Below are 21872 nucleotides of genomic sequence, written 5' to 3' on the forward strand. Positions count from 1 at the left end.
CATGGCGGATCTCTTCTGGCCCGGCGACGACCGGGCCGGCGACCACTTCACCTCGGCGTCATTCCTCCGGGCGATGGTCGGCGTCGAGGCGGACTGGCTCGGCCACCCGCTGGAGGTGCCCGACGACCTGGAGTGGCTGGCGGGCGAGGCCGAGCGGGGCGGCAACCCGGTGATGGCGCTGGTCGGGGTGCTGCGCGACCAGGACCCGGCGGTGCACCGGGGGCTCACCAGCCAGGACGTCGTCGACTCGGCCCTGATGCGGATGTCGGACGCGGCGGTCGCCTCGGTGCTGCTGCACCTGGCGTCGATCTGCAGGGTCCTGGCCGACCTGGCGGAGCAGCACCGGGACACCCCGATGGTCGCGCGCACGTTGACCCAGCACGCCGTCCCCACCACGTTCGGCTTCCGGGTCGCGGCCTGGCTCACCGCGGCCCTGGACGCGTACGACGACCTCACCCGGTTGTCCTTCCCCGACCAGGTCGGAGGTGCAGCCGGCACGCGGGCCGCGATCGTGGAGCTCGGCAGGGTGGCCCCGGACGGGGTGCCGATGTGGCACACGACCCGCGCCCCGATCACCCGGATCGGCGATGCCCTCGCCGGCACCACCGACGCCTGCGCGCGGATCGCCAACGACGTGCTGACCATGTCGCGACCCGAGATCGGTGAGGTCTCCGAAGGCACCGGCGGCGGGTCGTCGACCATGCCCCACAAGGCCAACCCTGTCCTGTCCGTGCTGATCCGCCGCGCCGCGCTCACGACACCCCAGCTGGCCGCGACCCTGCACCTGGCGGCCGCGAACCAGGTCGACGACCGCGCCGACGGAGCCTGGCACGCCGAGTGGGCCCCGCTGCGCGACCTGGTCCGGCGCACGCTGGTCGCCGTCTCCCAGACGTCCGACCTCCTCGACGGTCTCCGCGTCCACGACGACCGGATGGCCGCCGCCCTCGCTGCCGCCGGTGACGACGTGCTGGCCGAGCAGCGCACCATGGCCGACGTCGCGGGGCACGACCCCGCTCCGACCTACCTCGGCACGATCGGTCCCATGATCGATGCCGTGATCGCCCGCGCACGCACCCTGGAGGAGCCCGCATGATCCCGGCCATCACCGCCGTCCGGATGAGCGGCGCCCGCAACCGGGCCGACCTGCCGCTGCTCGTCCTCGGCCCGTCGCTCGGCACCAGCGCGACCACGCTCTGGACCGCGTGCGCGACGCGCCTGACCGAGGCGTTCGACGTCCTCGCCTGGGACCTGCCGGGCCACGGCCACAACCGCTCCGTGCCCGAGGAGCCGTTCACGATGGCCGAGCTCGCGCAGGGCGTGCTGCGCGTGGTCGACGACATCCTCGAGCAGCGCGGTGAGGTCGGTGACTCCTTCTTCTACGCCGGCGACTCGGTCGGCGGCGCGGTCGGCCTCCAGCTGCTGCTGGACTCCCCCGAGCGCATCGACGCCGCCGCCCTGCTCTGCACCGGGGCCCGGATCGGCACCCCCGACCTGTGGGCCGGCCGGATCGGTCAGGTCAGCGTCTCGGGCACCCCGGTCATGGTGGCCGGCTCCGCCGAGCGCTGGTTCGGGCCCGACTTCCTCGACCGTGAGCCCGCGCGCGGCTCCGCACTGCTGGTCGCTCTCCAGGAGACCGACGACGACGGCTACGTCCAGGTCTGTGGCGCGCTGGCCGGGTTCGACGTCCGCGACCGGCTGGCCGAGATCGGCGCTCCCGTCCTCGCCGTGGCCGGGGAGGTCGACGTCGCGACGCCCCCCGACGGGCTGCGCGAGATCGCCGACGGGGTGAAGGACGGCCGCTTCGTCGAGCTCCCCGGCGTCGCCCACCTCGCGCCGGCCGAGGCGCCCGACGAGGTCGCCGCGCTGCTGCGCAGCCACTTCCTGGGCGAGGCGCCGCTGCCGGTCCCGCCGTCCGAGGTCGTCGAGGACATGACGGTCGCGGAGGTCCGCGCCGCCGGGCTCGCCGTACGCCGCGAGGTGCTGGGCGACGCGCACGTCGACCGCGCCACGGACAGCGCCACCGACCTGACCCGCGACTTCCAGGACTTCATCACGCAGTACGCCTGGGGCGGTGTCTGGACCCGGCCGGGTCTCGACCGCCGCAGCCGCTCGATGGTGACGCTCACCGCGCTGGTCGCCCGTGGTCACCACGAGGAGCTGGCGATGCACGTGCGGGCGGCGCTGCGCAACGGACTCACGGTCGAGGAGATCAAGGAGGTGCTGCTCCAGACGGCTATCTACTGCGGGGTGCCCGACGCCAACACGGCGTTCCGGGTCGCCCAGCAGGTGCTGGCCGACGAGGGGTTGCTCTAGACCCCGGGGCATCCGCCGACAGGCGCAGCGTGGGTCCGCCGGCGCGCAGGTACTCTGATCCGTATGACGCAGGTCACGTCGGGTCCGCGAACGGGCGGGCCGGGACCGGTGGCGTTCTCGACCGTGGGCCTGCCGGAGGAGCAGCGCGTCGACCTGTGGGAGAGCCACAACGCCGACGCCCTCATCGGGCTGCGCTGCCGGACGCTGACCGCCGCGGTGCTCGAGGCCACCGAGATCAACGTCCAGCTCGAGCGGGTCCACCTGGCGCGGGTGCGGGGCAGCTCCCACGTCGTCGAGCGCGACCTCGCCATGATCCGGCAGCGGCCGGCCGAGTCGGTCGCGATGTTCTTCAGCCTGGCCGGTGAGGCGTTCTTCTACCACGACGACGGCGTCCGGACCGTCCAGCCCGGACAGCTGTTGATGTGCGACGCGGACCGGCCGTTCATGCGCGGTTTCTCCCAGGGCCTGGAAGAGCTCGTCCTCAAGATCCCCCGGGACGTGTTCGCCGACGTCACCGGCATCGACCGGGTGCCGCGCCCGCTCGTGGTCGACTTCGCTGCCGGGTCGAACTCCTTCGCCCACACCCTGGCCCGGCTCGTCGGCGGCGCTGCGCGCGACCACGACCCCAGCCCGGTCGAGGAGCGGAGCCTGCTCGAGCTCGTCGCCGCTCTGACGGGGAAGAAGGGCGAGAACGACCTCGCGGCCGCCCACCGCGCCGCCGCGTGCAGCTACATCGAGCAGCATCTCGCCGACCCGTCGCTGTCGGCGGCCCAGGTGGCTGCCGCGGTCGGGATCAGCACCCGCCATCTCTCGCGCGTCTTCGCGGACGCCGACACCAGCCTGCCGAGGCACGTGCTCGCACTCCGCCTCGACGCCGCGCACCAGCTCCTCGAGAGGCCGGCCGCGACGTCGATGACGATCGCGGAGATCGCCCACCACTGCGGGTTCTCCTCCGCTGCTCACTTCTCCCACGCCTTCTCCACGCACTTCGGTGAGCGGGCCAGCGACGTGCGCCGTCGGGCGACCGCTGCGCGGGCGATCCCGCTGGTGTGAGTCCGCGCGTGACGTGCCTGGATCGGCCATCACTTCGCGTTCCGGCCGAGATGGCCGTCACCCGTCGACTCGCGATCTGCGGCTGCTGACACTGGACGTCGAGCGCCGGCGTACGACCGGCCGGGGAAGGTGCCACCATGCCTGTGTTCGATGACGGCCAACGGGAGACCGAGGTGCCCACCGCGGCCACGGTCGAGACCGATGTGGTGGTGGTCGGCTCCGGCCCGGCCGGCTCGGCCGCTGCGCTGTTCCTGTCGAGCCTGGGTGTTCCGAACATCATGATCACCAAGTACCGCTGGACCGCGAACACTCCGCGGGCCCACATCACCAACCAGCGGGCCATGGAGATCTTCCGCGACCTCGGCATCGAGGACCAGGTCCTGGCCGACGCCACGCCGCACGAGCTGGTCGGCGACACCGTCTTCTGCACGTCGATCGCCGGCGAGGAGATCGGTCGCATCCGCACGTGGGGGACCCGCCCCGACCGCGAGGCCGACTACCGGCTCGCCTCGCCCTGCCTGACCGTCGACATCCCACAGACGTACCTCGAGCCCATCTTGGTGCGCAACGCGACCGCCCGGGGCACCCAGTCCCGGTTCTCCACCGAGTACGACTCCCACACCCAGGACGCTGACGGAGTCAGCGTGCAGGTGCTCGATCGGCTCACCGGTGAGCAGTACCCGATCCGTGCGAAGTACCTGATCGGTGCCGACGGGGCCCGCTCGAAGGTCGCCGCGGACATCGGGCTGCCGTTCGAGGGCGCCATGGACATCGCCGGCTCCATGAACATCACCTTCAAGGCCGACATCGCCGCGTACTGCGACCACCGCCCCTCCGTCCTCTACTGGGTCATCCAGCCCGGCTCGAACGTCGGTGGCATCGGTGCCGGCCTCGTGCGCATGGTCCGTCCCTGGAACGAGTGGTTGATCGTGTGGGGCTACGACATCGCCGAGGCCCCGCCGGTGGTCGACGAGGCCGCCGCGACCCAGATCGTGCGGAACCTGCTCGGCATGCCGGATCTCGCGGTCGAGATCACCGGCACCTCGCTGTGGGGCAACAACGAGATGTATGCGACCCACCTCCAGTCCGGCCGCGTGTTCTGCGCCGGCGACGCGGTCCATCGGCACCCGCCGAGCAACGGGCTGGGTTCCAACACCTCCATCCAGGACTCGTACAACCTGGCGTGGAAGCTCGCCGCCGTGCTGAAGGGGCAGGCAGGCCCGTCGCTGCTGGACACCTACTCGACCGAACGAGCGCCCGTGGCCGAGCGGATCGTCAAGCGCGCCAACAAGTCCGGCCGCGAGTTCGTCGACCTCTTCGTGGCCCTCGGTGTCACCGAGGCCGAGACCGAGGAGGACATGGTCCGCCAGATCGAGGAGCGCAAGGCGAACACCCCCGAGGGCGCCGCCAAGCGCGAGGCCCTGGTCGCGGCGATGGAGCTGAAGAACTACGAGTTCAACGCCCACGGCGTCGAGCTCGGTCAGTTCTACGAGTCGGCCGCGATCGTCCCCGACGGCACCCGGCGCCCCGAACCGGTCCGGGACGCCGACCTCTACTACGAGGCGTCCACGGTCCCGGGCTCGCACCTGCCGCATGCCTGGGTCGGCGACAACACGCGCAGGTCGGCCATGATGGACCTGGCTCCCTATGACCGGTTCACCCTCATCACCGGCATTGCCGGGGAGCAGTGGCAGAGCGCGGCCGACAAGGTCGGGCACGAGCTCGGAGTCCCTCTGGAGACCATCGTGATCGGCCCGGGCCGGGAGGTCACCGACCTGTACTACGACTGGGCCAAGCTCCGCGAGGTCACGGAGAGCGGGGTGCTCCTGGTCCGCCCCGACAAGCACATCGCCTGGCGGTCGATGTCGATGCCGGCCGACCCGGAGAGCGCATTGCGCGACGCGCTCGTCCTGGTGCTGGGCAGGGGCGTACCAGCGTGAGCATGCAGTTCGACCACGAGACCCTCGGGCAGCGGATCCACTTCGCGGCGGGCGGGGCAGCGGACGCCCTGGCCGCCGAGGTGGAGCTGCTCGGCTCGCGCCGGGTCATGGTGATCGCGGCTCCGGACGAGTCCGACCTGGCCGAGCAGATCACCCACGGCCTGCCGCTCGTCCTCGTCCACGAGGAGGTCGCGATGCACGTCCCCGTGGCCGTGGCCGAACGGGCCCGTGCGGCGGCGACCCGGCACCAGGTCGACCTGGTGGTCAGCATCGGGGGCGGCTCGACGACGGGGCTGGCCAAAGCCGTGGCGCTCACGTCCGGCCTGCCGATCGTCGCGGTGCCGACCACCTACGCCGGCTCCGAGGCGACCCCCGTGTGGGGACTCACGGAGAAGGCGGAGAAGACCACGGGCGTCGACGCGCGGGTGCTCCCCCGGGCGATCGTCTACGACGCGTCCCTCACGCTCTCGCTGCCGGTCGACCTCAGCGTGGCCTCCGGGCTGAACGCCCTCGCCCACTGCGTGGACTCCATGTGGGCGCCGTACGCCGACCCCATCGACCGCGCGCTCGCGTCCGAGGGGATCCGGGCCTTGGCTGCCGGCCTGCCCCGGATCGTCGACGCCCCGACCGATCTCGAGGGGCGCGAGGGGGCGCTGTTCGGGGCCTATCTGTCGGCGGTCTCGTTCGCCTCGGCCGGCTCCGGTCTGCACCACAAGATCTGCCACGTCCTGGGCGGCCGCTACGACCTTCCGCACGCCCCCACGCACGCCGTCGTCCTTCCCTACGTCCTGGCGCTCAACGCCCCTGCCGCGCCCGAGGCGGACGCACGGATCGCCCGCGCGTTCGGCACCGGCACGGGGCTCGACGGACTCCAGGCGCTCCGGGCCAGGCTCGACGCGCCGCGAGCCCTGCGCGACTACGGCTTCCAGGAACACCAGATCGCCGGCGCGGTCGAGGCGATCCTGCCGGCCGTCCCCCCGAGCAACCCGACCACCGTGACCCCCGAGAACCTCGAGCGCCTCCTGCGAGGCGCCTGGGGAGGAGCAGACCCGCGATGACCGCTGACGCCGAACCCGCCCCCATCTCCGCAGAGCAACGCGAGCGCGAGGACGAGCTCGTCCAGCGTGTCCTCGCCTCCTTCGCCGACACTCCGGATGCTCGGCTCGAGCAGATCATGCGGTCCGCCGTCCTCCACCTCCACGACTTCCTGCGCGACGTGCGCCTGACGGAGGAGGAGTGGAAGCAGGGCATCGACTTCCTGACAGCGGTCGGGCACATCACCGACCAGCGTCGACAGGAGTTCATCCTGCTCTCCGACACCCTCGGTGCCTCGATGCAGACGATCGCGATCAACAACGAGGCGTACGCCGACGCGACCGAGGCCACGGTCTTCGGTCCCTTCTTCGTCGACGACGCACCCCACGTCGAGTGCGGGGGCGACATCGCCGGCGGCGCCACCGGTCAGGCCTGCTGGGTCGAGGGCACGGTGCGGGACACCGACGGCAGGCCCGTCGCGGGGGCCCGCATCGAGGTGTGGGAGGCCGACGAGGACGGCTTCTACGACGTCCAGTACGACGACGGACGCACCGCCGGCCGGGCGCACCTCTTCAGCGACGACGACGGCGGCTACCGGTTCTGGGCGGTGACCCCGACCCCCTACCCGATCCCCCACGACGGTCCGGTCGGAGCGATGCTCGCTGCCACCCATCGCTCGCCGATGCGCGCGTCCCATCTCCACTTCATGGTGACAGCGCCCGGTCTGCGGACGCTCGTCACGCACATCTTCGTGCGCGGGGACGACCTGCTGAGCAGCGACAGCGTGTTCGGTGTCAAGGAGTCGCTGGTCAAGGACTTCGTCGAGCAACCCGCCGACGCCGCGACGCCGGACGGTCGCGACCTCGGCGGCAGGACCTGGTCGCGGACGCGGTTCGACATCGTGCTCGCGCCCGCCGGGTCCTGACCGCCGGCGCTACCTCTGCCGCGGTCCGCCGGCCGTGACGCTCCTGACGACGATCTCGGCGACGCGGAGCACGGCGGGCGAGGCGTCGCCCGAGCGGCTGGCCAGGGCCAGGTCGACCCGGGGCGGGTCGGTGAGGGCGACGTAGGAGACGCCGTCGAGGCCGAGGCTGCGCACCGGCTCGGGGACCAGTGCCACCCCGAGGCCGGCCGCGACGAAGACGACGAGCGTGGCGGTCTCGCCGACCTCGGTGACGGAGGTCGGTTCGAACCCCGCGGCCACGCAGGCCGCGAGGACCTGGTCGTGCATCGACGAACGATGTCCCGACGGGTGCATCACGAACGCCTCGTCGGACAGTGCGGCGAGGTCGATCCGCCGTCGCCGGGCCAGTCGGTGACTCGTCGGCAGCACCGCGACCAACGGCTCGGAGCGGAGTGGGCGGATCCTCAGGTCCCCGCGGTTGACCGCGTCCGGGCGCAGCAGGGCCAGGTCGAACGTGTGATCCAGGACCCCGTCGACGAGCCGGGGGGACAAGAGCTCGCCACGCAGGTCGAGCTCGAGACCGGGGAGCTCGCGCCGCACCTCCTGCGCCACGCGGGGGAGGACGTCGTAGGTCGCGGTGCCGATGAAGCCGACGGAGACCCGGCCGGCGTGCCCCGACGCCAGCTGCTCCATGTCGGCCTCCGCGCGGGCGACGTCGGCCAGCACCGCCCGGGCGTGCTCGGCGAAGCGGAGCCCGGCCTCGGTGGGCTCGACCCGCCGGGTGGTGCGGGCGAACAGCTCGACCCCGAGCTCGCGCTCGAGCTGCTTGATCTGCTGGGAGAGCGCCGGCTGGGCGATGTGCAGCCGCGTCGCGGCCCGCCCGAAGTGCCGCTCGTCCGCGAGCACGGCGAACGACCGGAGGTGCCGCAGTTCCATGTCTTGATCTTATCAATCAAGCCCTATTCAGTATTGGAGTCGATCGAGTCGTGCGGCCTACCCTCGGTGCATGAGGTCTGCCTTCGTCTACACCGCCGCGCGCACCCCCTTCGGCCGCTTCGGCGGCGCCCTCGCCGAGGCACGCCCCGACGACCTCGCGGCCGTCGCGATCACGGGCGCGCTGGCGAAGGCGCCGGCGCTCGACCCGGCGTCGATCGGCGACACGGTCTGGGGGTGCGCCAACCAGGCCGGTGAGGACAACCGCAACGTCGGGCGGATGGGCGTCCTGCTCGCCGGGTTGCCGGTCTCGGTGCCCGCGACGACGGTGAACCGCCTGTGCGGCTCGTCGCTGGACGCCGCGATGATCGGGTCGCGGACGATCGAGTGCGGCGACGCCGACGTGGTGCTGACCGGCGGTGTCGAGTCGATGACCCGGGCGCCCTGGGTGCTGCCGAAGCCGTCGAAGGCGTTCCCGGCGGGCAACGTGACCGCGGTGTCGACGACGCTGGGGTGGCGGCTGGTCAACGACCGGATGCCGGCCGAGTGGACGGTGTCGCTCGGCGAGGCCAACGAGCAGCTGCAGGAGAAGTACGGCATCTCGCGGGAGCGGCAGGACGCGTTCGCGGCCCGGTCGCACCACCGGGCGCACGAGGCCTGGGAGTCCGGCTTCTACGACGGCCTCGTCGTGCCGGTCGACGGCGTCGACCTGAAGCGCGACGAAGGCATCCGCCCGGGGTCGTCAGCGGAGACGCTCGCGGGGCTGAAGCCGTCGTTCCGCCCGGACGGCACGATCACGCCGGGCAACGCGTCCCCGCTCAACGACGGGGCGTCCGCCGTGCTCCTCGGGTCGGAGACGGCGGGCCGGTCGCTGATCGGGGTCGACCCGGTCGCCCGGATCGCGGGCCGCGGGGTCTCGGCCCTGGAGCCGCAGCTCTTCGGCTTCGCCCCGGTCGAGGCGGCCGAGCGGGCGCTGGCCCGAGCCGGCATCACCTGGGCCGACGTGGCGGCGATCGAGCTCAACGAGGCGTTCGCGGTGCAGTCGCTGGCGTGCGTGGACGCGTGGAAGGTCGACCCGGACATCGTGAACGCCAAGGGTGGGGCCATCGCGATCGGCCACCCGCTCGGGGCGTCGGGCGGCCGGATCCTGGCCACCCTGGCCGCTCGGCTGCAGGAGTCGGGCGACCGGTGGGGGGTGGCCGCGATCTGCATCGGGGTCGGCCAGGCGCTCGCCGTGGTGCTGGAGAACGTGTCGTGAGGGTGCGGATCTGTGCGACGGCCGCCGAGGCGGTCGCGGACGTGGCGGACGGCGCGACGGTGCTGATCGGCGGGTTCGGCATGGCGGGCATGCCGGTGCAGCTGATCGACGCGCTGATCGAGCAGGGCGCCGGCGACCTCACGGTGGTGAGCAACAACGCCGGCAACGGCGACGCGGGCCTGGCCGCGCTGCTCGCGAAGGGCCGGGTCCGCAAGGTGATCTGCTCCTTCCCACGGCAGCAGGACTCGTGGGTCTTCGACGGTCTCTACCGCGCGGGCAAGGTCGAGCTCGAGCTGGTGCCCCAGGGCAACCTGGCCGAGCGGATGCGCGCGGCGGGCGCCGGGATCGGGGCGTTCTTCTGCCCCACCGGGGTGGGTACGCCGCTGGCCGAGGGCAAGGAGACCCGCGAGATCGACGGGCGCACCTACGTGCTGGAGTACCCGATCCGCGGTGACGTCGCCCTGGTCGGCGCCCACCGGGCCGACCGGATGGGCAACGTGGTCTACCGCAAGACCGCCCGCAACTTCGGGCCCGTGATGGCGACCGCGGCCACGACCACCATCGTGCAGGTCGCCGAGGTCGTGGAGACCGGGGAGCTCGACCCGGAGGCGATCGTGACGCCGTCGATCTACGTGGACAGGATCGTGACCGGATGAGCCGGGACCAGGCCCTGAGCAAGGACGAGATGGCGGCGCTGGTCGCGAAGGACATCGCGCCGGGGTCGTTCGTGAACCTCGGGATCGGCCAGCCCACGCTGGTCGCCGACTTCCTGCCCGAGGGCTCGGGAGTGGTGCTGCACACCGAGAACGGCATGCTCAACATGGGTCCGGCGGCGACCGAGGGCGAGGTCGACCCGGACCTGATCAACGCCGGGAAGATCCCGGTCACCGAGCTGCCGGGGGCGTCGTACTTCCACCATGCCGACTCGTTCGCGATGATGCGCGGCGGCCACCTCGACGTGTGCGTGCTGGGCGCCTTCCAGGTCTCCGCGACCGGCGACCTCGCGAACTGGCACACCGGCGCCCCGGGCGCGATCCCGGCGGTGGGTGGGGCGATGGACCTCGCGATCGGCGCGAAGAGCGTCTTCGTGATGATGGGTCTCTTCGCGAAGGACGGCACGCCCAAGCTGGTCCTCGACTGCACCTACCCCCTGACCGGGGTGGGCTGCGTCGACCGGGTCTACACCGACGTCGCGACCTTCGACATCACCTCCGACGGCGTGGTCGTCACCGACACGTTCGGCATCTCGTACGACGAGCTCACCGACCGCCTCGAGGTGCCCCTCGTCCGGGGCTAGGGCGTCCGGACGGGCTCCGTCGCCGCGGTGGTGTCCGGCGTGGCCGTGAACCCGTTCTGCACGGCCCAGAGGACGGCCTGGGACCGGCGCTGCGCGCCGATCTTGCGGTAGGCCGTGCGGATGTAGGTCTTGACGGAGTTGATGCTCAGGTAGCTCCGGTCGGCGATCTGCTGGTTGCTCATCCCGGCAGCGATCATCGTCAGCATCTCCGCCTCGCGGGCGGTGAGTTCGGCGTCGGCCCGCCCCGGCCAGTCCCCGCCGACCTGGGTCTCGGGCGGCTCGACGTCGGGGCTGACCACGATGGCGCCGCGCAGGACCGCCTGGACCGCATCCGCGATCTCGGGACCCGTCAACGCCTTGGAGAGGTAGCCGGACGCGCCGCGCACCAGTGCCTCGCGGGCCACGTCGGGACGCAGCTTCCAGGTGTAGACGATGACCGGAGCACCGCCCTTGCGCACCAGCTCGGCAAGGAAGTCCATCGAGCTGTTCACCGGGCCGAAGGTGTCGTAGAGGACGACGTCGACGCCGTCGAGACTCGATGCCTGCGGATCGAGCGCGGTCACCTGGATCCGGTGCCGGTCGTCGGAGAGCATCGCGGCGACGCCCGCGACCACGAGCTCGTAGTCGTTGACGATCGCCAGGCGGATCACGGCACTCGCAGGTCCGGCATGCCTCCGACAGTACGGCGTGTGTCGAGGGCCGGCGCGCAACTGTCACCCGTCAGGGTGGGGTCCGGAGTCCTGGGTGGGGGTACGGCAGGGACCTACCCCAGGAGGCTCCATGGATCCGAGCACGCCCGCCAAGGCCGTCAAGAAGGCCGTCAAGTCCACCGTCGAAGGTGCCGCAGCGCGCGTGGCCGAGAGACTCGCCGAGCTGGACCGGCCGGACATCCCGGGGACCCCGGGGTCGGGCACCCCGACGGTGAAGGAGCCGACCAGGCCGGTCGAGCCCCTTCCCCCGAAGCCCGACCAGGCCGGCCCTGAGCGCCGTACCGCGACCGGTGCCCCGACCGACGCGCCGGCCGAGGCCGTGTCCGCCCAGGGACGTTTCCTCACCACCTCCCAGGGCGTGCGGCTGCGCGACTCCGACCACTCGCTCAAGGCCGGCGAGCGCGGCCCGACCCTGCTCCAGGACCATCACCTGCGCGAGAAGATCACGCACTTCGACCACGAGCGGATCCCCGAGCGCGTGGTCCACGCCCGCGGGGCCGGTGCCCACGGCACGTTCATCGGCTACGGCAACGCGCGGTCGGTGAGCAAGGCGGGCTTCCTCGCCAAGGACGTCGAGACCCCCGTGTTCGTGCGGTTCTCGACGGTCCTCGGGTCGCGCGGCTCCGCCGACACCGTGCGCGACACCCGCGGCTTCGCGACGAAGTTCTACACCGACGAGGGCACCTTCGACCTGGTCGGCAACAACATCCCCGTCTTCTTCATCCAGGACGGCATCAAGTTCCCTGACGTGATCCACGCGGGCAAGCCGCACCCGGACCGGGAGATCCCGCAGGCGCAGAGCGCCCACGACACGTTCTGGGACTTCGTGTCCCTGCACACCGAGGCCCAGCACCACACGATCTGGAACATGTCCGACCGGGGCATCCCGCGCTCCTACCGGACCATGGAGGGCTTCGGCGTCCACACGTTCCGGTGCGTGAACGCGGCCGGTGAGACCTCGCTGGTCAAGTTCCACTGGAAGCCGAAGCTCGGCGTCCACTCCCTCACCTGGGAGGAGGCCCAGCTGCTCGCCGGCATGGACCCCGACTTCCACCGTCGCGACCTCTACGACGCGATCGAGTCCGGCGCCTTCCCGCAGTGGGAGCTCGGCGTGCAGGTCTTCGAGGACAACCCCGAGGAGCTGTTCGCCGGCATCGACCTCCTCGACCCGACCAAGCTCGTGCCGGAGGAGCTCGCGCCGGTCCAGCCGATCGGCCTCCTGACGCTGACCCACAACCCGACGAACTTCTTCGCCGAGACCGAGCAGGTCGCCTTCCACGTCGGCCACCTGGTGCCCGGCATCGACATCACCAACGACCCGCTGCTCCAGGCCCGGCTCTTCTCCTACGTCGACACCCAGCTGACCCGGCTGGGCGGCCCGAACTTCTCCCAGATCCCGATCAACCGGCCGCACGCCCCGGTCAACGACATGCTCCGAGACGGCTTGCACCAGAGCGCCGTGCACGGCGGGGTGGCGCCGTACAAGCCGAACTCGCTGGACGGCGGCTGCCCGTTCTTCGCGGGCGGTGCCAAGGACGGTGCGTTCGTCGACGTCCCGGCGCGCGTCGCCGAGGCGGTGAAGGTCCGGGCCAACCCGGCGTCGTACGACGACCACTACAGCCAGACGCGCCAGTTCTGGCTCAGCATGACCGCGGTCGAGAAGGAGCACATCGTGCTCGCCTACACCTTCGAGCTCGCCAAGTGTTTCGAGCAGGCGGTCAAGGAGCGCCAGCTCCTGGCGCTGGCGAACATCGACCCGGACCTCTGCGCCCAGGTCGCGGCCGGGCTGGGGCTGCCCGCGCCCGAGGCGACCGAGGAGCTGGTCGACCTCGACCCCAGCCCCGCGCTGTCCCAGGTGGGCGAGACCTGGCCGACCGACGGCCGGATGGTCGCGATCGTGGTCGACCCCGCCGGTGACCTCGCCGGGGTCGGCGACGTGGTGGCCGCGGTGACCGCCGCCGGCATGGTGCCGCTCGTGGTCGCGCCGCACGGCGGGAAGCTGCCCGACGGCACGCCGGTGCAGCGCACGTTCGGTGCGACCCGGTCCGTGGAGTTCGACGCGGTGCTGGTCGCGGGCAGCCCGGCCCCGGCGCCCGACGCGATCGCCGCCCGGGACAGCAAGGCCGGCGAGGACGGCGCCCCGGTGCTCGACCCGCGCGTGGTCCTGCTGCTCCAGGAGAGCTTCCGGCACGCGAAGGCCATCGGCGCCTGGGGCGCGGGAGTCACCGCGCTCGAGACCGCCGGCGTCGACGACGCACCGGGGGTCCTCACCGGGGCCGACGGCGCGTCGGTCTTCGCCGAGCTCCACGCAGCGATGGGCGCGCACCGCGTCTGGGAGCGGTTCGTGACGGTGCTGAGCTGAGGCGCGACGTCGTGGCCTCCGCCGGCGGTGCGCTGCTGGCGGGGGGCACGCGTGCGCTCGCGAGAGTGCGCCCGGCGCGCAAGCCCCTCCACCCGCGGGGCGTCGTCCTGCGGGCCCGGGTCTACCGCCACGGGTCCGCGGTGCCGACCGGGGTCCCGTGGCTCGACGAGCCGGGCAAGGACGACGTGGTGGTGCGGCTCTCGCGGGCCGTCGGCCTGCCGGCGCGGCTCCCGGACATCCACGGGCTGGCCCTCCGGACCGGGTCCGGCGACCTGCTCTTCGCGTCCACCGGGTGGGGCCGCGTCACCCGCTTCGTGCTGACCGCGAGCCGCGATCCGCGGGGGCGGCCGATGACCACGCTGCTGCCGTACCGCACCGAGAGCGGCGCGGTGCTGCTCGGGGCCCGGTCGGTGGGAGCCGAGACCTACGAGCTCGCCTGGGCGCACCGTGCCGGCGACTGGCAGCCCTTCGCGGTGCTGCGGGTCACCACCGAGCGCGCCCCCGACCAGTCCATCTCGTTCGACCCCGTCCGCCACCCGGTGGACGGGCTGGAGCAGTACCCGAGCGTGGTGCGGCTCCGTGAGCCGTCCTACGCCCAGGCCCGTCGGTCACGTCACTGACGGTGCCGCAACAGGAGGAGGACCCATGTCCACGGACGCCATCGTGATGCTCAAGGACGACCACAAGAAGATCCTGCGCACGTTCAAGGACTTCGAGGAGGCGGGCGACAACGCCCTGAAGACCAAGGGCGACCTCGTCGACCGGATGATCGAGCTCCTCACGGTGCACACCTACCTCGAGAACGAGGTCATGTACCCGCGGGTGCGCGAGCTCGTCCCGGACCTGGAGGACGACGTCCTCGAGTCCTACGAGGAGCACCACGTCGCCGACGTCCTGGTGATGGAGCTGGCCGCGGCTGAGAAGAAGGCACCGCGCCGGCCGTCCCAGCCCAGTGCCCTGAAGAAGACGATCGACGCGGTCATCTCCTGACCCGCGAAGGCCCCGGGAGCCGCTCTCCTGCGTAAGGGCGTGGTCCCGGGGCTCTCGGCTCGGGTCAGGCGGTGATCGCGGCGGTGTCCTCGTGGCGCTCGCCCGCCGGGTCGACGGCGATCGCGATCTTGCGGGGCTTGGCCTTCTCTGCGACCGGCACGACCAGCCGCAGCACGCCGTCGGCGTAGCCGGCCTCGATGTGCTCGAGGTCCAGGTTGTCGCCGAGCACCAGCTGGCGGCTGAACACCCCGCGCGGTCGCTCGGAGGCCAGTGCCTCCCAGTCGCCGTTGCGGGCCACCCGCTCGGCCCGGACGGTCAGCACGTTGCGCTCCACGTCGAGGTCGATGCACTCGCGGGCCACGCCGGGGAGGTCGAACTCGATGACGAACCGGTCACCTTCACGCCACGCGTCCATCGGCATCACGGCCGGGCGGTTGGTGGTGCCCAGGACCTGCTGGGCCAGGCGGTCGAGGTCACGGAACGGGTCGGTTGTACGAAGCAGCATCACATGTCCTCCTGGTTCTCGTGTCACGGGCGGGTGCGCCCTAGACCTGTATTGACGGTTATAGGTTTTATATAGTCAACGCATGAGTCGAAGTCAAGACGAGAATCGCAGCCGGCACCGGGGGGTGTTCGCGATCTCGGTGGCCGCCGCGATGGTGTCCATGGAGATCCAGAACCTCCGCGTGTACGAGCGCCGGGGTCTCGTCGATCCCGAGCGCACGCCGGGAGGGTCTCGGCTCTACAGCCCCCACGACATCGATCGCCTGCACCGAATCCGTGAGCTCCTCGCCGACGGTCTCAACCTGGCCGGCATCGCCCACGTGATGCGGCTCGAGGACCGGGTCCGGGTGCTGGAGGACCAGCTCCGCCGTCGCGACGCCGTCCCTCGGCGGCGCTAGTCGTCGTGGGTGTCTCCGACGGCTGGCTAGGCTCCCGCCATGGCTGACTCCACGAGACCGATCCGTGTCGCCATCAACGACGACTACGAGATCGTCGTGACCGGCACGGCGGCCGCACTCGCGCCGTACGCCGATCGGATCGAGGTCGTCGAGCTCGACTCGAACGAGCCGACGGTGAGCGACGTCGACATCGTCCTCTACGACACGTTCGGGCAGGACCAGGGTCCCGACATCGACGTCGGCAGCCTGTCGCGCACCGGCGAGCCGAAAGTCGTCGTCTTCACCTGGAACGTCCAGCGCGAGCTGGTCGACGGGGCGATCTCGGCCGGCGCTGCCGGCTACCTCTGGAAGGGCATGCCGGCGCACGACATGGTGGCGGCGCTCGAGAGGATCCACGCGGGGACGACGGTCACGCCGTCCGACGACGTGCGACCCAGCCTCGACGTGGGCGCGTGGCCCGGTCAGGAGTTCGGGCTCTCGGCACGCGAGGCCGAGGTCGTCGCGCTCCTCACCCAGGGGCTCACCAACCAGGAGATCGCCGACAAGGTCTACCTGAGCATCAACTCGGTGAAGACCTACCTCCGTACGGCCTACCGGAAGATGGGCGTCAGCCGACGCTCCCAGGCGGTCGCGTGGGGGCTCAACCACGGGCTGGCGCCCGATCACGTCCGCACGTTCCGTACCGGCTGAGCGAACATCGGCATGGCGGACCCCGGGTCCCACGCTGCGCAAGGTGGATCCCCGAGGCCCGCCACTACCCGCGTCAGAGGTAGCCACCGCGGCCGGGCCGAAAACCACCCGATCGGGTGGACTTTCTCGTCCCGACGTCCTCACGCGGCCCCCGGGCGCATCGCCCGCCGCCGACGGGGTACGGCGCGCACATGACCGATCCCAGTCGCACCCGCCGCCGCGCCCTCGTCCTCGTCGTCCTGGGGATCCTCGTCGTGCTCGGCATCCTGCTGCTGGCCGGCGTCCTCCTGGGCGACCAGACCGACCAGGTCGACCCACAGAACGGCGAGGTCGTCACCGGGTTCCTCCGCTGACCGACGCCGCGATGCTGGGTCGTGCGCCAACTGGGTACGGCGCAGTCATGCCTCCTCACCGGACCGCGGCCGTGACGCTCGGCCCCGGCGATCGAGCCGACGCGACGCTGACGGCGCTCGCGGCCGACGCCGACGACGCCCGCGGCGACGTGCCCCGCGCCCTCGAGCTCGCCGTGCGCTGGGGGACGAAGCTGTCGGCGCCGGGCCGCGGGCACACCCGGCCGCTCTGGGAGGCGCTCGCGACGCTGGGGGCCGTCGACCTCACCGTGGCCAGGGTCGTCGAGCCGCACCTCGACGCCCTGGCGATCCTCGACGAGCCCCGCGACGGAGCCTGGGGAGTGTGGGCCGCGGAGACCCCGGGCGCCCGCCTCCGAGCCGAGGCGACGCCCCACGGCTACGTGCTGAACGGCCGCAAACCCTGGTGTTCCCTCGCCGCCGACCTCTCTCACGCCCTGGTGACCGCCTGGGTCGGGGACGAGCAGCGCCAGCTGTTCGCGGTCGACCTCCACCAGCCCGGCGTGAGCACGGCCGACGCCCCGTGGGTCGCGCGCGGGCTGGGCACCGTGCGCAGCACGCCCGTCGACTTCGACGACGTCGTGGCGCGTCCGGTCGGCGAGCCGGAGTGGTACCTGCGCCGCGACGGCTTCGCCTGGGGCGGGATCGGCGTGGCCGCGGTCTGGTACGGCGGGAGTGTCGGCGTCGCGCGCCGGCTCTGGCGCCAGGCCGCCGAGCGGGAGCTCGACCAGATCGGTCAGCTGCACCTCGGCCGGGTCGACGCCGCACTCACCGCGGCCTCGTCCGTGCTGCTGGGCGCGGCCGTCGAGGTCGACGCCGGCCGGGCCGCGGGCGTCGCCGGGGCGCTCGCCGCGCTGCGCGTGCGCCAGGTCGTCGCCGACGCCGCGGAGACGGTCCTGCTCGCCGCCGACCACGCGCTCGGGCCGGCGCCGCTCACGACGGAGGACGAGCACGCCGGCCGCGTCGCGGACCTGCGCGTCTACCTCCGTCAGCACCACGCCGAGCGCGACACCGCGGCGCTCGGCCGTCTCGTCAGCGACGTGTCGCCGTGGTGAGCCGCCCGGACTTCACCCACGACGGCACCGGCACCGCGCCCGAGGCCTGGTCGACCGACGGCCGGTGGGACGACCGGCCGGCGCTGGTGCTCGACGGCGTACGCCGGGTCGTCGTCGTGGCCGCGCACCCCGACGACGAGTCGCTCGGCGCGGGCGGGCTCCTCGCCACCGCCCACGAGCGCGGGCTCGAGATCGACCTGGTGCTGCTGACCGCGGGTGAGCTCAGCCACCCGAGGTCGCCGACGCACTCACGGGCCCAGCTCGCCCAGCGGCGCCTCGGCGAGGCGAAGGACGCGCTGGGTGCGGTCGCGCCCGGGGCCGCGGTCACGATGCTGGCCCTCGGCGACGGCACCGTCGCCGACTCCGAGGCGGCCGTCGCCGCCCGGCTGGTCGACCTGATCGGCGACGGTGAGCTGACCCTGCTCGCGGCACCGTGGCGTCACGACGGCCATCCCGACCACGAGGCAGCCGGACGGGCCGCGGCCACCGCGGCCCGGCGTACCGACGCCGCCCTGGTGGAGTACCCCGTCTGGTGGTGGCACTGGGGCACGCCCGGCGACGCGCCCTGGGCCGCGATCCGCCGCCTCCAGCTCTCCGAGCGGGCTCGGGCCTGCAAGCACCTGGCGATCGCCGCGCACACGTCCCAGGTGGAGTCGCTCTCGAACGAGCCCGGCGACGAGGTGCTCCTGCACCCCGGCTTCCTGGCCCACTTCCACGGATCGGCGGAGGTGTACGTCGTGGACGCGCCGAGCGACACCGCCCTCGAGGACCTGCACCGCTCCGACCCGGACCCCTGGGGAGTCGACGACCGGTGGTACGAGTCACGCAAGCGCGACCTGACGCTCGCGGCCCTGCCCCGGCCGTCGTACGCCCGCGGCCTCGAGGTCGGCTGCTCGACGGGCGCGCTGGCCGAACGGCTGGTCGAGCGCTGCCTCGACCTGCTCGCCGTCGACAGCAGCCCGGCGGCCGTCGAGGCTGCCCGGCGCCGGCTCGCCGACCACGCCCACGTCCGGGTCGACCTCGTGCAGGTGCCGGACGAGTGGCCGCCGGGTGCCTTCGACCTGGTGGTCGTCTCCGAGGTGGCCTACTTCCTCAGTCCTCGTGAGCTGCGCGACCTGGTCGAGCGGGTCGAGACATCGCTGGCGCCGGACGGCGTCGTGGTGCTCTGCCACTGGCGGCACCGGGTCGAGGGCTGGGTGCCGGACGCCCGGGCCGTGCGGGGCGCGTTCACCGCGGACGCCCGGCTCCCCGTGCAGGCGACCTACCGTGACCGGGACGTCGAGATCGTGGTCCTCGCCCGCACCGACGTCCTCCCGAGGCCGACGAGTTGACCGCCGTGGACGTCGTCCACGTCGTCGTCCCCGCACACGACGAGGAGGAGCTCATCGGCGCCTGCCTCGCATCGGTCGCCACCGCGGCGGCCCACCTGGGCGGGGCCGTGCCCGGCGTGGTCGTCCGCAGCACCGTCGTCCTCGACGCGTGCACGGACGGCACGGCGGCGGTGGTCGCGGCGTACGGCGTCGACACGGTGGTCGTCGACGCCACCAGCGTGGGGGTGGCCCGGGCCGCCGGCGTCGGGCGGGTGGTCGAGCTCGCGGGCGGCCATCGCGCGGAGCGGGTCCTGGTGGCCACCACCGACGCGGACTGCGTCGTCCCGGACGGCTGGCTCGTGGACCTGCATGCCCGCGTCGGGGCGGGGCACGACCTCGTGGTCGGCGCCGTGCACCCGGATCCCGACGACCTGCCGGTGGGCGTGGTCGAGCGTTGGTGGGCCCGGCACCGTCGGCCCGAGGAGCACGTGCACGGCGCCAACCTCGCGTTCACGCTCGCGGCGTACGCGCGCTCGGGCGGTCTGCAGCCGGTCGAGCTCCACGAGGACGTGCTGCTCGTGGAGGCGATGCGCGCCGCCGGGTGTCGCTGGACGACGGGGACCTCGGTGCGGACGTCGGGGCGGACGGCGGGCCGGGTGCGCGGCGGCTTCGCGACGTACCTCGCCGACCTGGTCGCCCAGCCCGAGTGAGGCCGCCGGCGCCCCCGAGCCTCAGTCGAAGATCGCCGACGGTGCGCCGGTCCGGAAGAGCGTCGACAGGTAGATCACGACCGGGACCGTGCCGCGGTTGGTGGCATGGTGCACCTCTCCCTGCTCCTCGACGAGCCACTGCCCCGGGCGGACCTTGACGGTGTCGCCCGGCTTGACCTTCGTGACCAGCGTGGGGTCCTCGCCCGAGCCCTTCATCACCTTCGCCGAGCCCGTCTCGACCGTGTAGGTCAGGACGCCCTCGGCGACGTAGCCCAGCTGCTCGCCCGGGTGGTGGTGCGAGGCGAGCTCGGCGCCGGGCATCACCACGACCTTGCTCAGGCCCAGGGTGCGGTGCGGCGCGCCCGGGGGCGCGTCCACCTGGGCGAGCGGCTGGCGGGTGACGACGACGGGTGCCGGGTCGTCGGCGGCGACGGCGGAGACGGCGATGCCGATCCCCACGCCCGAGGCGAGCAGCGAGGCGGCGGCGACCGGGACGAGCACGGCGCGGCGCAGGTGGGGGAGCTGGGCGAGGGCGGTCATGCTCGGCAGCGTAGGGAGGTCCGTCGTACGCCGCAGGTGATCTCACGAAGCAGGGGTCCCGGAGCTCCGGTCGGGGGTCAGGCCCCCCGTGCCCGGGGGCCCTGGTAGACGGCGCTGCCGGGCAGCTGGGGCCACGGCGTGGTGGCCGCGTCGTCCGCGGCCAGGGGGAGCCGGACGGTCACGACGGTGCCGACGCCCTCCGTGGAGGACAGCGTCACCTCGCCTCCGTGGGCGGTGACGATCGATCCGACGACGGCCAGCCCGAGACCGAGGCCCTGGATCTCGCGGGTCTGGGCGGCCGGAGCGCGCACGAAGCTCGTGAAGAGGTGCTCCTGGTCCGCCTCGGCGATCCCGAGTCCGGTGTCGGCGATCGTCAGGACGGCATCGCCGCAGTCCGGGCGGAGGGTGACCACGAGCTGTCCACCGGGCGGACTGAACACGACGGCGTTGTCGATCAGGCGGCTGACCATCTGGCCGAGCTGGGTCTCGTCACCGAGCACCGGCACCGGGTCGGCGCCCAGGTCGGCCGTCAGCCCGAGGCCGCCGTTCTTGATCGCCGGTCCGGACCTGGCCAGCGAGTCGCTGACGACACCCACCAGGTCGACGGGGCGGTGGCCCATGCTGAACGCGCCGCATCCGACGCCGGCGAGGGTCAGCAGGTTCTCGACGAGCGTCAGCAGCCGTTGGCTGTTGCTCTCGACCCGCTGGACCATCCGGTGCTGCAGCGGGGTCAGGTCGCCGACGGAACCGTCCAGCAGGACGTCGGTGTAGCCCAGGATGCTGGTCAGCGGCGTACGCAGCTCGTGGTTGACGGTCGCGACGAGGTCGCGCTTCACGACCGTCTCGGTGAGGTCGTCGGAGTGCACGTCATGCCGTCCGGTGCTGCAGGCCGTTGGCGAAGGGCGGGCGGTGGTCGACCTCGGTGGTCGTGGCCCGACGCAGAGTCCGCACGACCATCGCTCCCACCAGGCAGTTGTTGAGCTCGGCGTGCATCTCGAGGGAGTCCTGGTCGATCGCGCAGTCGCTCGCCTTGGTCAACGCCAGCTCCAGCCGGGTGTAGCCGGCGGCGAGGGCCAGGGCGAGCAGCGCGGGGCTGTGCGCCTCGGCCCACTGCCAGAGCGCGGACGGCGGCACCTGCTGGTCCTCGGCCAGCCGGCACACCTCGTGAGTCACGTCCGCGGGGAGGTCACGGCCACGAGGAGCACCACCCCGAGTGCGGCGACGACGTTGAGGTTCATGACTTCATCGTGGTGCGCGGCCGAGGTCGTCGACAGACGTCAACGCCTCGTTCGGTCTAGTACCTGGACACCAGCCCGAGTGATGCTTCAGACCGGGCGGCCCGGGCCCGCGAGCCCTCCGAACCGTCGCGGGGCAGCCAGAAGCGAAGGACCGTGTGTCTGTCGACGCGCTCGAAGCTGCACCAGCCGCCGGCGACCGCGGCCCGGTCGTGCATCCCGTCGAGCCCGTGGTGCCCGTGCGGGGAGCGGGCGGTGGTGGCGTCG

Annotated in this window: 25 protein-coding genes and 1 pseudogene; 19 read left to right on the top strand and 7 right to left on the bottom strand. The window is 72.6% G+C overall.

Annotated elements, in window-relative coordinates:
- Nucleotide 1 precedes the first annotated feature (1 nt).
- The 7 genes and pseudogenes from PD653B2_RS18760 to PD653B2_RS18785 all read left to right on the top strand — a co-directional run bounded on the left by PD653B2_RS18760 (nt 2) and on the right by PD653B2_RS18785 (nt 7266).
- Nucleotides 2-1093, top strand: a complete 1092-nt coding sequence (locus tag PD653B2_RS18760; RefSeq protein ID WP_085873925.1) for a lyase family protein — start codon at nt 2-4, stop codon at nt 1091-1093.
- 23 nt (nt 1094-1116) lie between these two features.
- Nucleotides 1117-1851: pseudogene (locus PD653B2_RS26075) on the top strand (alpha/beta fold hydrolase); the annotation flags it as partial.
- A gap of 78 nt (nt 1852-1929) precedes the next feature.
- Entirely contained in the window at nt 1930-2313 is a 384-nt protein-coding gene (gene pcaC / locus PD653B2_RS26080) for a 4-carboxymuconolactone decarboxylase (protein ID WP_414689171.1), read from the top strand.
- A 63-nt stretch (nt 2314-2376) separates the two neighbouring features.
- Nucleotides 2377-3366 carry a helix-turn-helix domain-containing protein gene (locus tag PD653B2_RS18770; protein ID WP_085873927.1) on the top strand — a complete coding sequence of 330 codons (990 nt, stop codon included), beginning with the start codon at nt 2377-2379 and terminating at the stop codon, nt 3364-3366.
- 137 nt (nt 3367-3503) lie between these two features.
- The gene (locus tag PD653B2_RS18775) at nt 3504-5306 is read left to right on the top strand and encodes an FAD-dependent oxidoreductase (protein WP_085873928.1); all 1803 of its coding nucleotides are present in this window, start codon (nt 3504-3506) and stop codon (nt 5304-5306) included.
- Nucleotides 5307-5308: 2 nt separating this feature from the next.
- A complete protein-coding gene (locus PD653B2_RS18780) occupies nt 5309-6364 on the top strand; it encodes a maleylacetate reductase (RefSeq protein WP_085873929.1) in 1056 nt (351 codons plus the stop codon).
- Nucleotides 6361-7266 carry a dioxygenase gene (locus PD653B2_RS18785; RefSeq protein ID WP_085873930.1) on the top strand — a complete coding sequence of 302 codons (906 nt, stop codon included), beginning with the start codon at nt 6361-6363 and terminating at the stop codon, nt 7264-7266. The genes PD653B2_RS18780 and PD653B2_RS18785 overlap by 4 nt, the downstream gene beginning before the upstream one ends.
- Before the next feature lie 9 nt (nt 7267-7275).
- Here PD653B2_RS18785 and PD653B2_RS18790 read toward each other — a convergent pair whose 3' ends face one another.
- On the bottom strand, nt 7276-8181 hold the full coding sequence (locus PD653B2_RS18790) for a LysR family transcriptional regulator (RefSeq protein ID WP_085873931.1): 906 nt from the start codon (nt 8179-8181) through the stop codon (nt 7276-7278).
- Nucleotides 8182-8251: 70 nt separating this feature from the next.
- On the opposite strand from PD653B2_RS18790, the gene PD653B2_RS18795 reads away from it, so the two are divergent.
- From PD653B2_RS18795 to PD653B2_RS18805, 3 genes are read left to right on the top strand one after another with little or no spacing between them, the layout of a single operon-like run.
- Nucleotides 8252-9436 carry a thiolase family protein gene (locus tag PD653B2_RS18795; protein WP_085873932.1) on the top strand — a complete coding sequence of 395 codons (1185 nt, stop codon included), beginning with the start codon at nt 8252-8254 and terminating at the stop codon, nt 9434-9436.
- Nucleotides 9433-10092 carry a 3-oxoacid CoA-transferase subunit A gene (locus PD653B2_RS18800; RefSeq protein ID WP_085873933.1) on the top strand — a complete coding sequence of 220 codons (660 nt, stop codon included), beginning with the start codon at nt 9433-9435 and terminating at the stop codon, nt 10090-10092. The genes PD653B2_RS18795 and PD653B2_RS18800 overlap by 4 nt, the downstream gene beginning before the upstream one ends.
- Nucleotides 10089-10733, top strand: coding sequence for a 3-oxoacid CoA-transferase subunit B (locus tag PD653B2_RS18805; protein WP_085873934.1), 645 nt, complete (start codon nt 10089-10091; stop codon nt 10731-10733). The genes PD653B2_RS18800 and PD653B2_RS18805 overlap by 4 nt, the downstream gene beginning before the upstream one ends.
- Here PD653B2_RS18805 and PD653B2_RS18810 read toward each other — a convergent pair.
- Nucleotides 10730-11383, bottom strand: coding sequence for a response regulator transcription factor (locus PD653B2_RS18810; protein ID WP_242665346.1), 654 nt, complete (start codon nt 11381-11383; stop codon nt 10730-10732). The genes PD653B2_RS18805 and PD653B2_RS18810 overlap by 4 nt on opposite strands.
- A gap of 130 nt (nt 11384-11513) precedes the next feature.
- On the opposite strand from PD653B2_RS18810, the gene PD653B2_RS18815 reads away from it, so the two are divergent.
- Genes PD653B2_RS18815 through PD653B2_RS18825 form a run of 3 tightly spaced genes read left to right on the top strand, consistent with a single transcriptional unit; the run spans nt 11514 to nt 14795 of the window.
- Nucleotides 11514-13805, top strand: a complete 2292-nt coding sequence (locus tag PD653B2_RS18815; protein ID WP_085873935.1) for a catalase — start codon at nt 11514-11516, stop codon at nt 13803-13805.
- An 11-nt stretch (nt 13806-13816) separates the two neighbouring features.
- Nucleotides 13817-14425 carry a hypothetical protein gene (locus PD653B2_RS18820; RefSeq protein ID WP_207559440.1) on the top strand — a complete coding sequence of 203 codons (609 nt, stop codon included), beginning with the start codon at nt 13817-13819 and terminating at the stop codon, nt 14423-14425.
- A gap of 25 nt (nt 14426-14450) precedes the next feature.
- On the top strand, nt 14451-14795 hold the full coding sequence (locus PD653B2_RS18825; protein WP_085873937.1) for a hemerythrin domain-containing protein: 345 nt from the start codon (nt 14451-14453) through the stop codon (nt 14793-14795).
- 64 nt (nt 14796-14859) lie between these two features.
- Here the strand turns inward: PD653B2_RS18825 and PD653B2_RS18830 are convergent, their stop codons facing one another.
- Nucleotides 14860-15300 carry an Hsp20/alpha crystallin family protein gene (locus PD653B2_RS18830; RefSeq protein WP_085873951.1) on the bottom strand — a complete coding sequence of 147 codons (441 nt, stop codon included), beginning with the start codon at nt 15298-15300 and terminating at the stop codon, nt 14860-14862.
- Nucleotides 15301-15382: 82 nt separating this feature from the next.
- Between PD653B2_RS18830 and PD653B2_RS18835 the strand changes: the two genes are divergently transcribed.
- From PD653B2_RS18835 to PD653B2_RS18855, 6 genes are all read left to right on the top strand, one after another.
- Nucleotides 15383-15697 (top strand): MerR family transcriptional regulator, encoded by a 315-nt coding sequence (locus PD653B2_RS18835; RefSeq protein WP_085873938.1) that lies wholly within the window; start codon nt 15383-15385, stop codon nt 15695-15697.
- A gap of 39 nt (nt 15698-15736) precedes the next feature.
- The gene (locus tag PD653B2_RS18840; protein ID WP_085873939.1) at nt 15737-16387 is read left to right on the top strand and encodes a response regulator transcription factor; all 651 of its coding nucleotides are present in this window, start codon (nt 15737-15739) and stop codon (nt 16385-16387) included.
- Nucleotides 16388-16578: 191 nt separating this feature from the next.
- A complete protein-coding gene (locus PD653B2_RS25150; protein ID WP_165763542.1) occupies nt 16579-16740 on the top strand; it encodes a hypothetical protein in 162 nt (53 codons plus the stop codon).
- A 47-nt stretch (nt 16741-16787) separates the two neighbouring features.
- Nucleotides 16788-17810 carry an acyl-CoA dehydrogenase gene (locus tag PD653B2_RS18845; RefSeq protein WP_133059038.1) on the top strand — a complete coding sequence of 341 codons (1023 nt, stop codon included), beginning with the start codon at nt 16788-16790 and terminating at the stop codon, nt 17808-17810.
- Complete coding sequence (locus PD653B2_RS18850; protein WP_165763543.1) at nt 17807-19141, top strand: bifunctional PIG-L family deacetylase/class I SAM-dependent methyltransferase; 1335 nt, start codon at nt 17807-17809, stop codon at nt 19139-19141. Before PD653B2_RS18845 ends, PD653B2_RS18850 begins: the two co-directional genes overlap by 4 nt.
- A gap of 5 nt (nt 19142-19146) precedes the next feature.
- Entirely contained in the window at nt 19147-19830 is a 684-nt protein-coding gene (locus tag PD653B2_RS18855; protein ID WP_242665348.1) for a glycosyltransferase, read from the top strand.
- A 21-nt stretch (nt 19831-19851) separates the two neighbouring features.
- Here the strand turns inward: PD653B2_RS18855 and PD653B2_RS18860 are convergent, their stop codons facing one another.
- From PD653B2_RS18860 to PD653B2_RS25410, 4 genes are all read right to left on the bottom strand, one after another.
- Entirely contained in the window at nt 19852-20370 is a 519-nt protein-coding gene (locus PD653B2_RS18860; protein ID WP_085873943.1) for a cupin domain-containing protein, read from the bottom strand.
- A 77-nt stretch (nt 20371-20447) separates the two neighbouring features.
- Nucleotides 20448-21236 carry a sensor histidine kinase gene (locus tag PD653B2_RS18865; RefSeq protein WP_085873944.1) on the bottom strand — a complete coding sequence of 263 codons (789 nt, stop codon included), beginning with the start codon at nt 21234-21236 and terminating at the stop codon, nt 20448-20450.
- 1 nt (nt 21237) lies between these two features.
- Nucleotides 21238-21543 carry a hypothetical protein gene (locus PD653B2_RS18870; protein ID WP_133059037.1) on the bottom strand — a complete coding sequence of 102 codons (306 nt, stop codon included), beginning with the start codon at nt 21541-21543 and terminating at the stop codon, nt 21238-21240.
- Between the two features lie 121 nt (nt 21544-21664).
- The coding region (locus tag PD653B2_RS25410) for a hypothetical protein (RefSeq protein ID WP_165764025.1) at nt 21665-21872 on the bottom strand (208 nt) is incomplete at its 5' end.

Source organism: Nocardioides sp. PD653-B2 (genome assembly GCF_002117935.1).
Taxonomy (GTDB): domain Bacteria; phylum Actinomycetota; class Actinomycetes; order Propionibacteriales; family Nocardioidaceae; genus Nocardioides.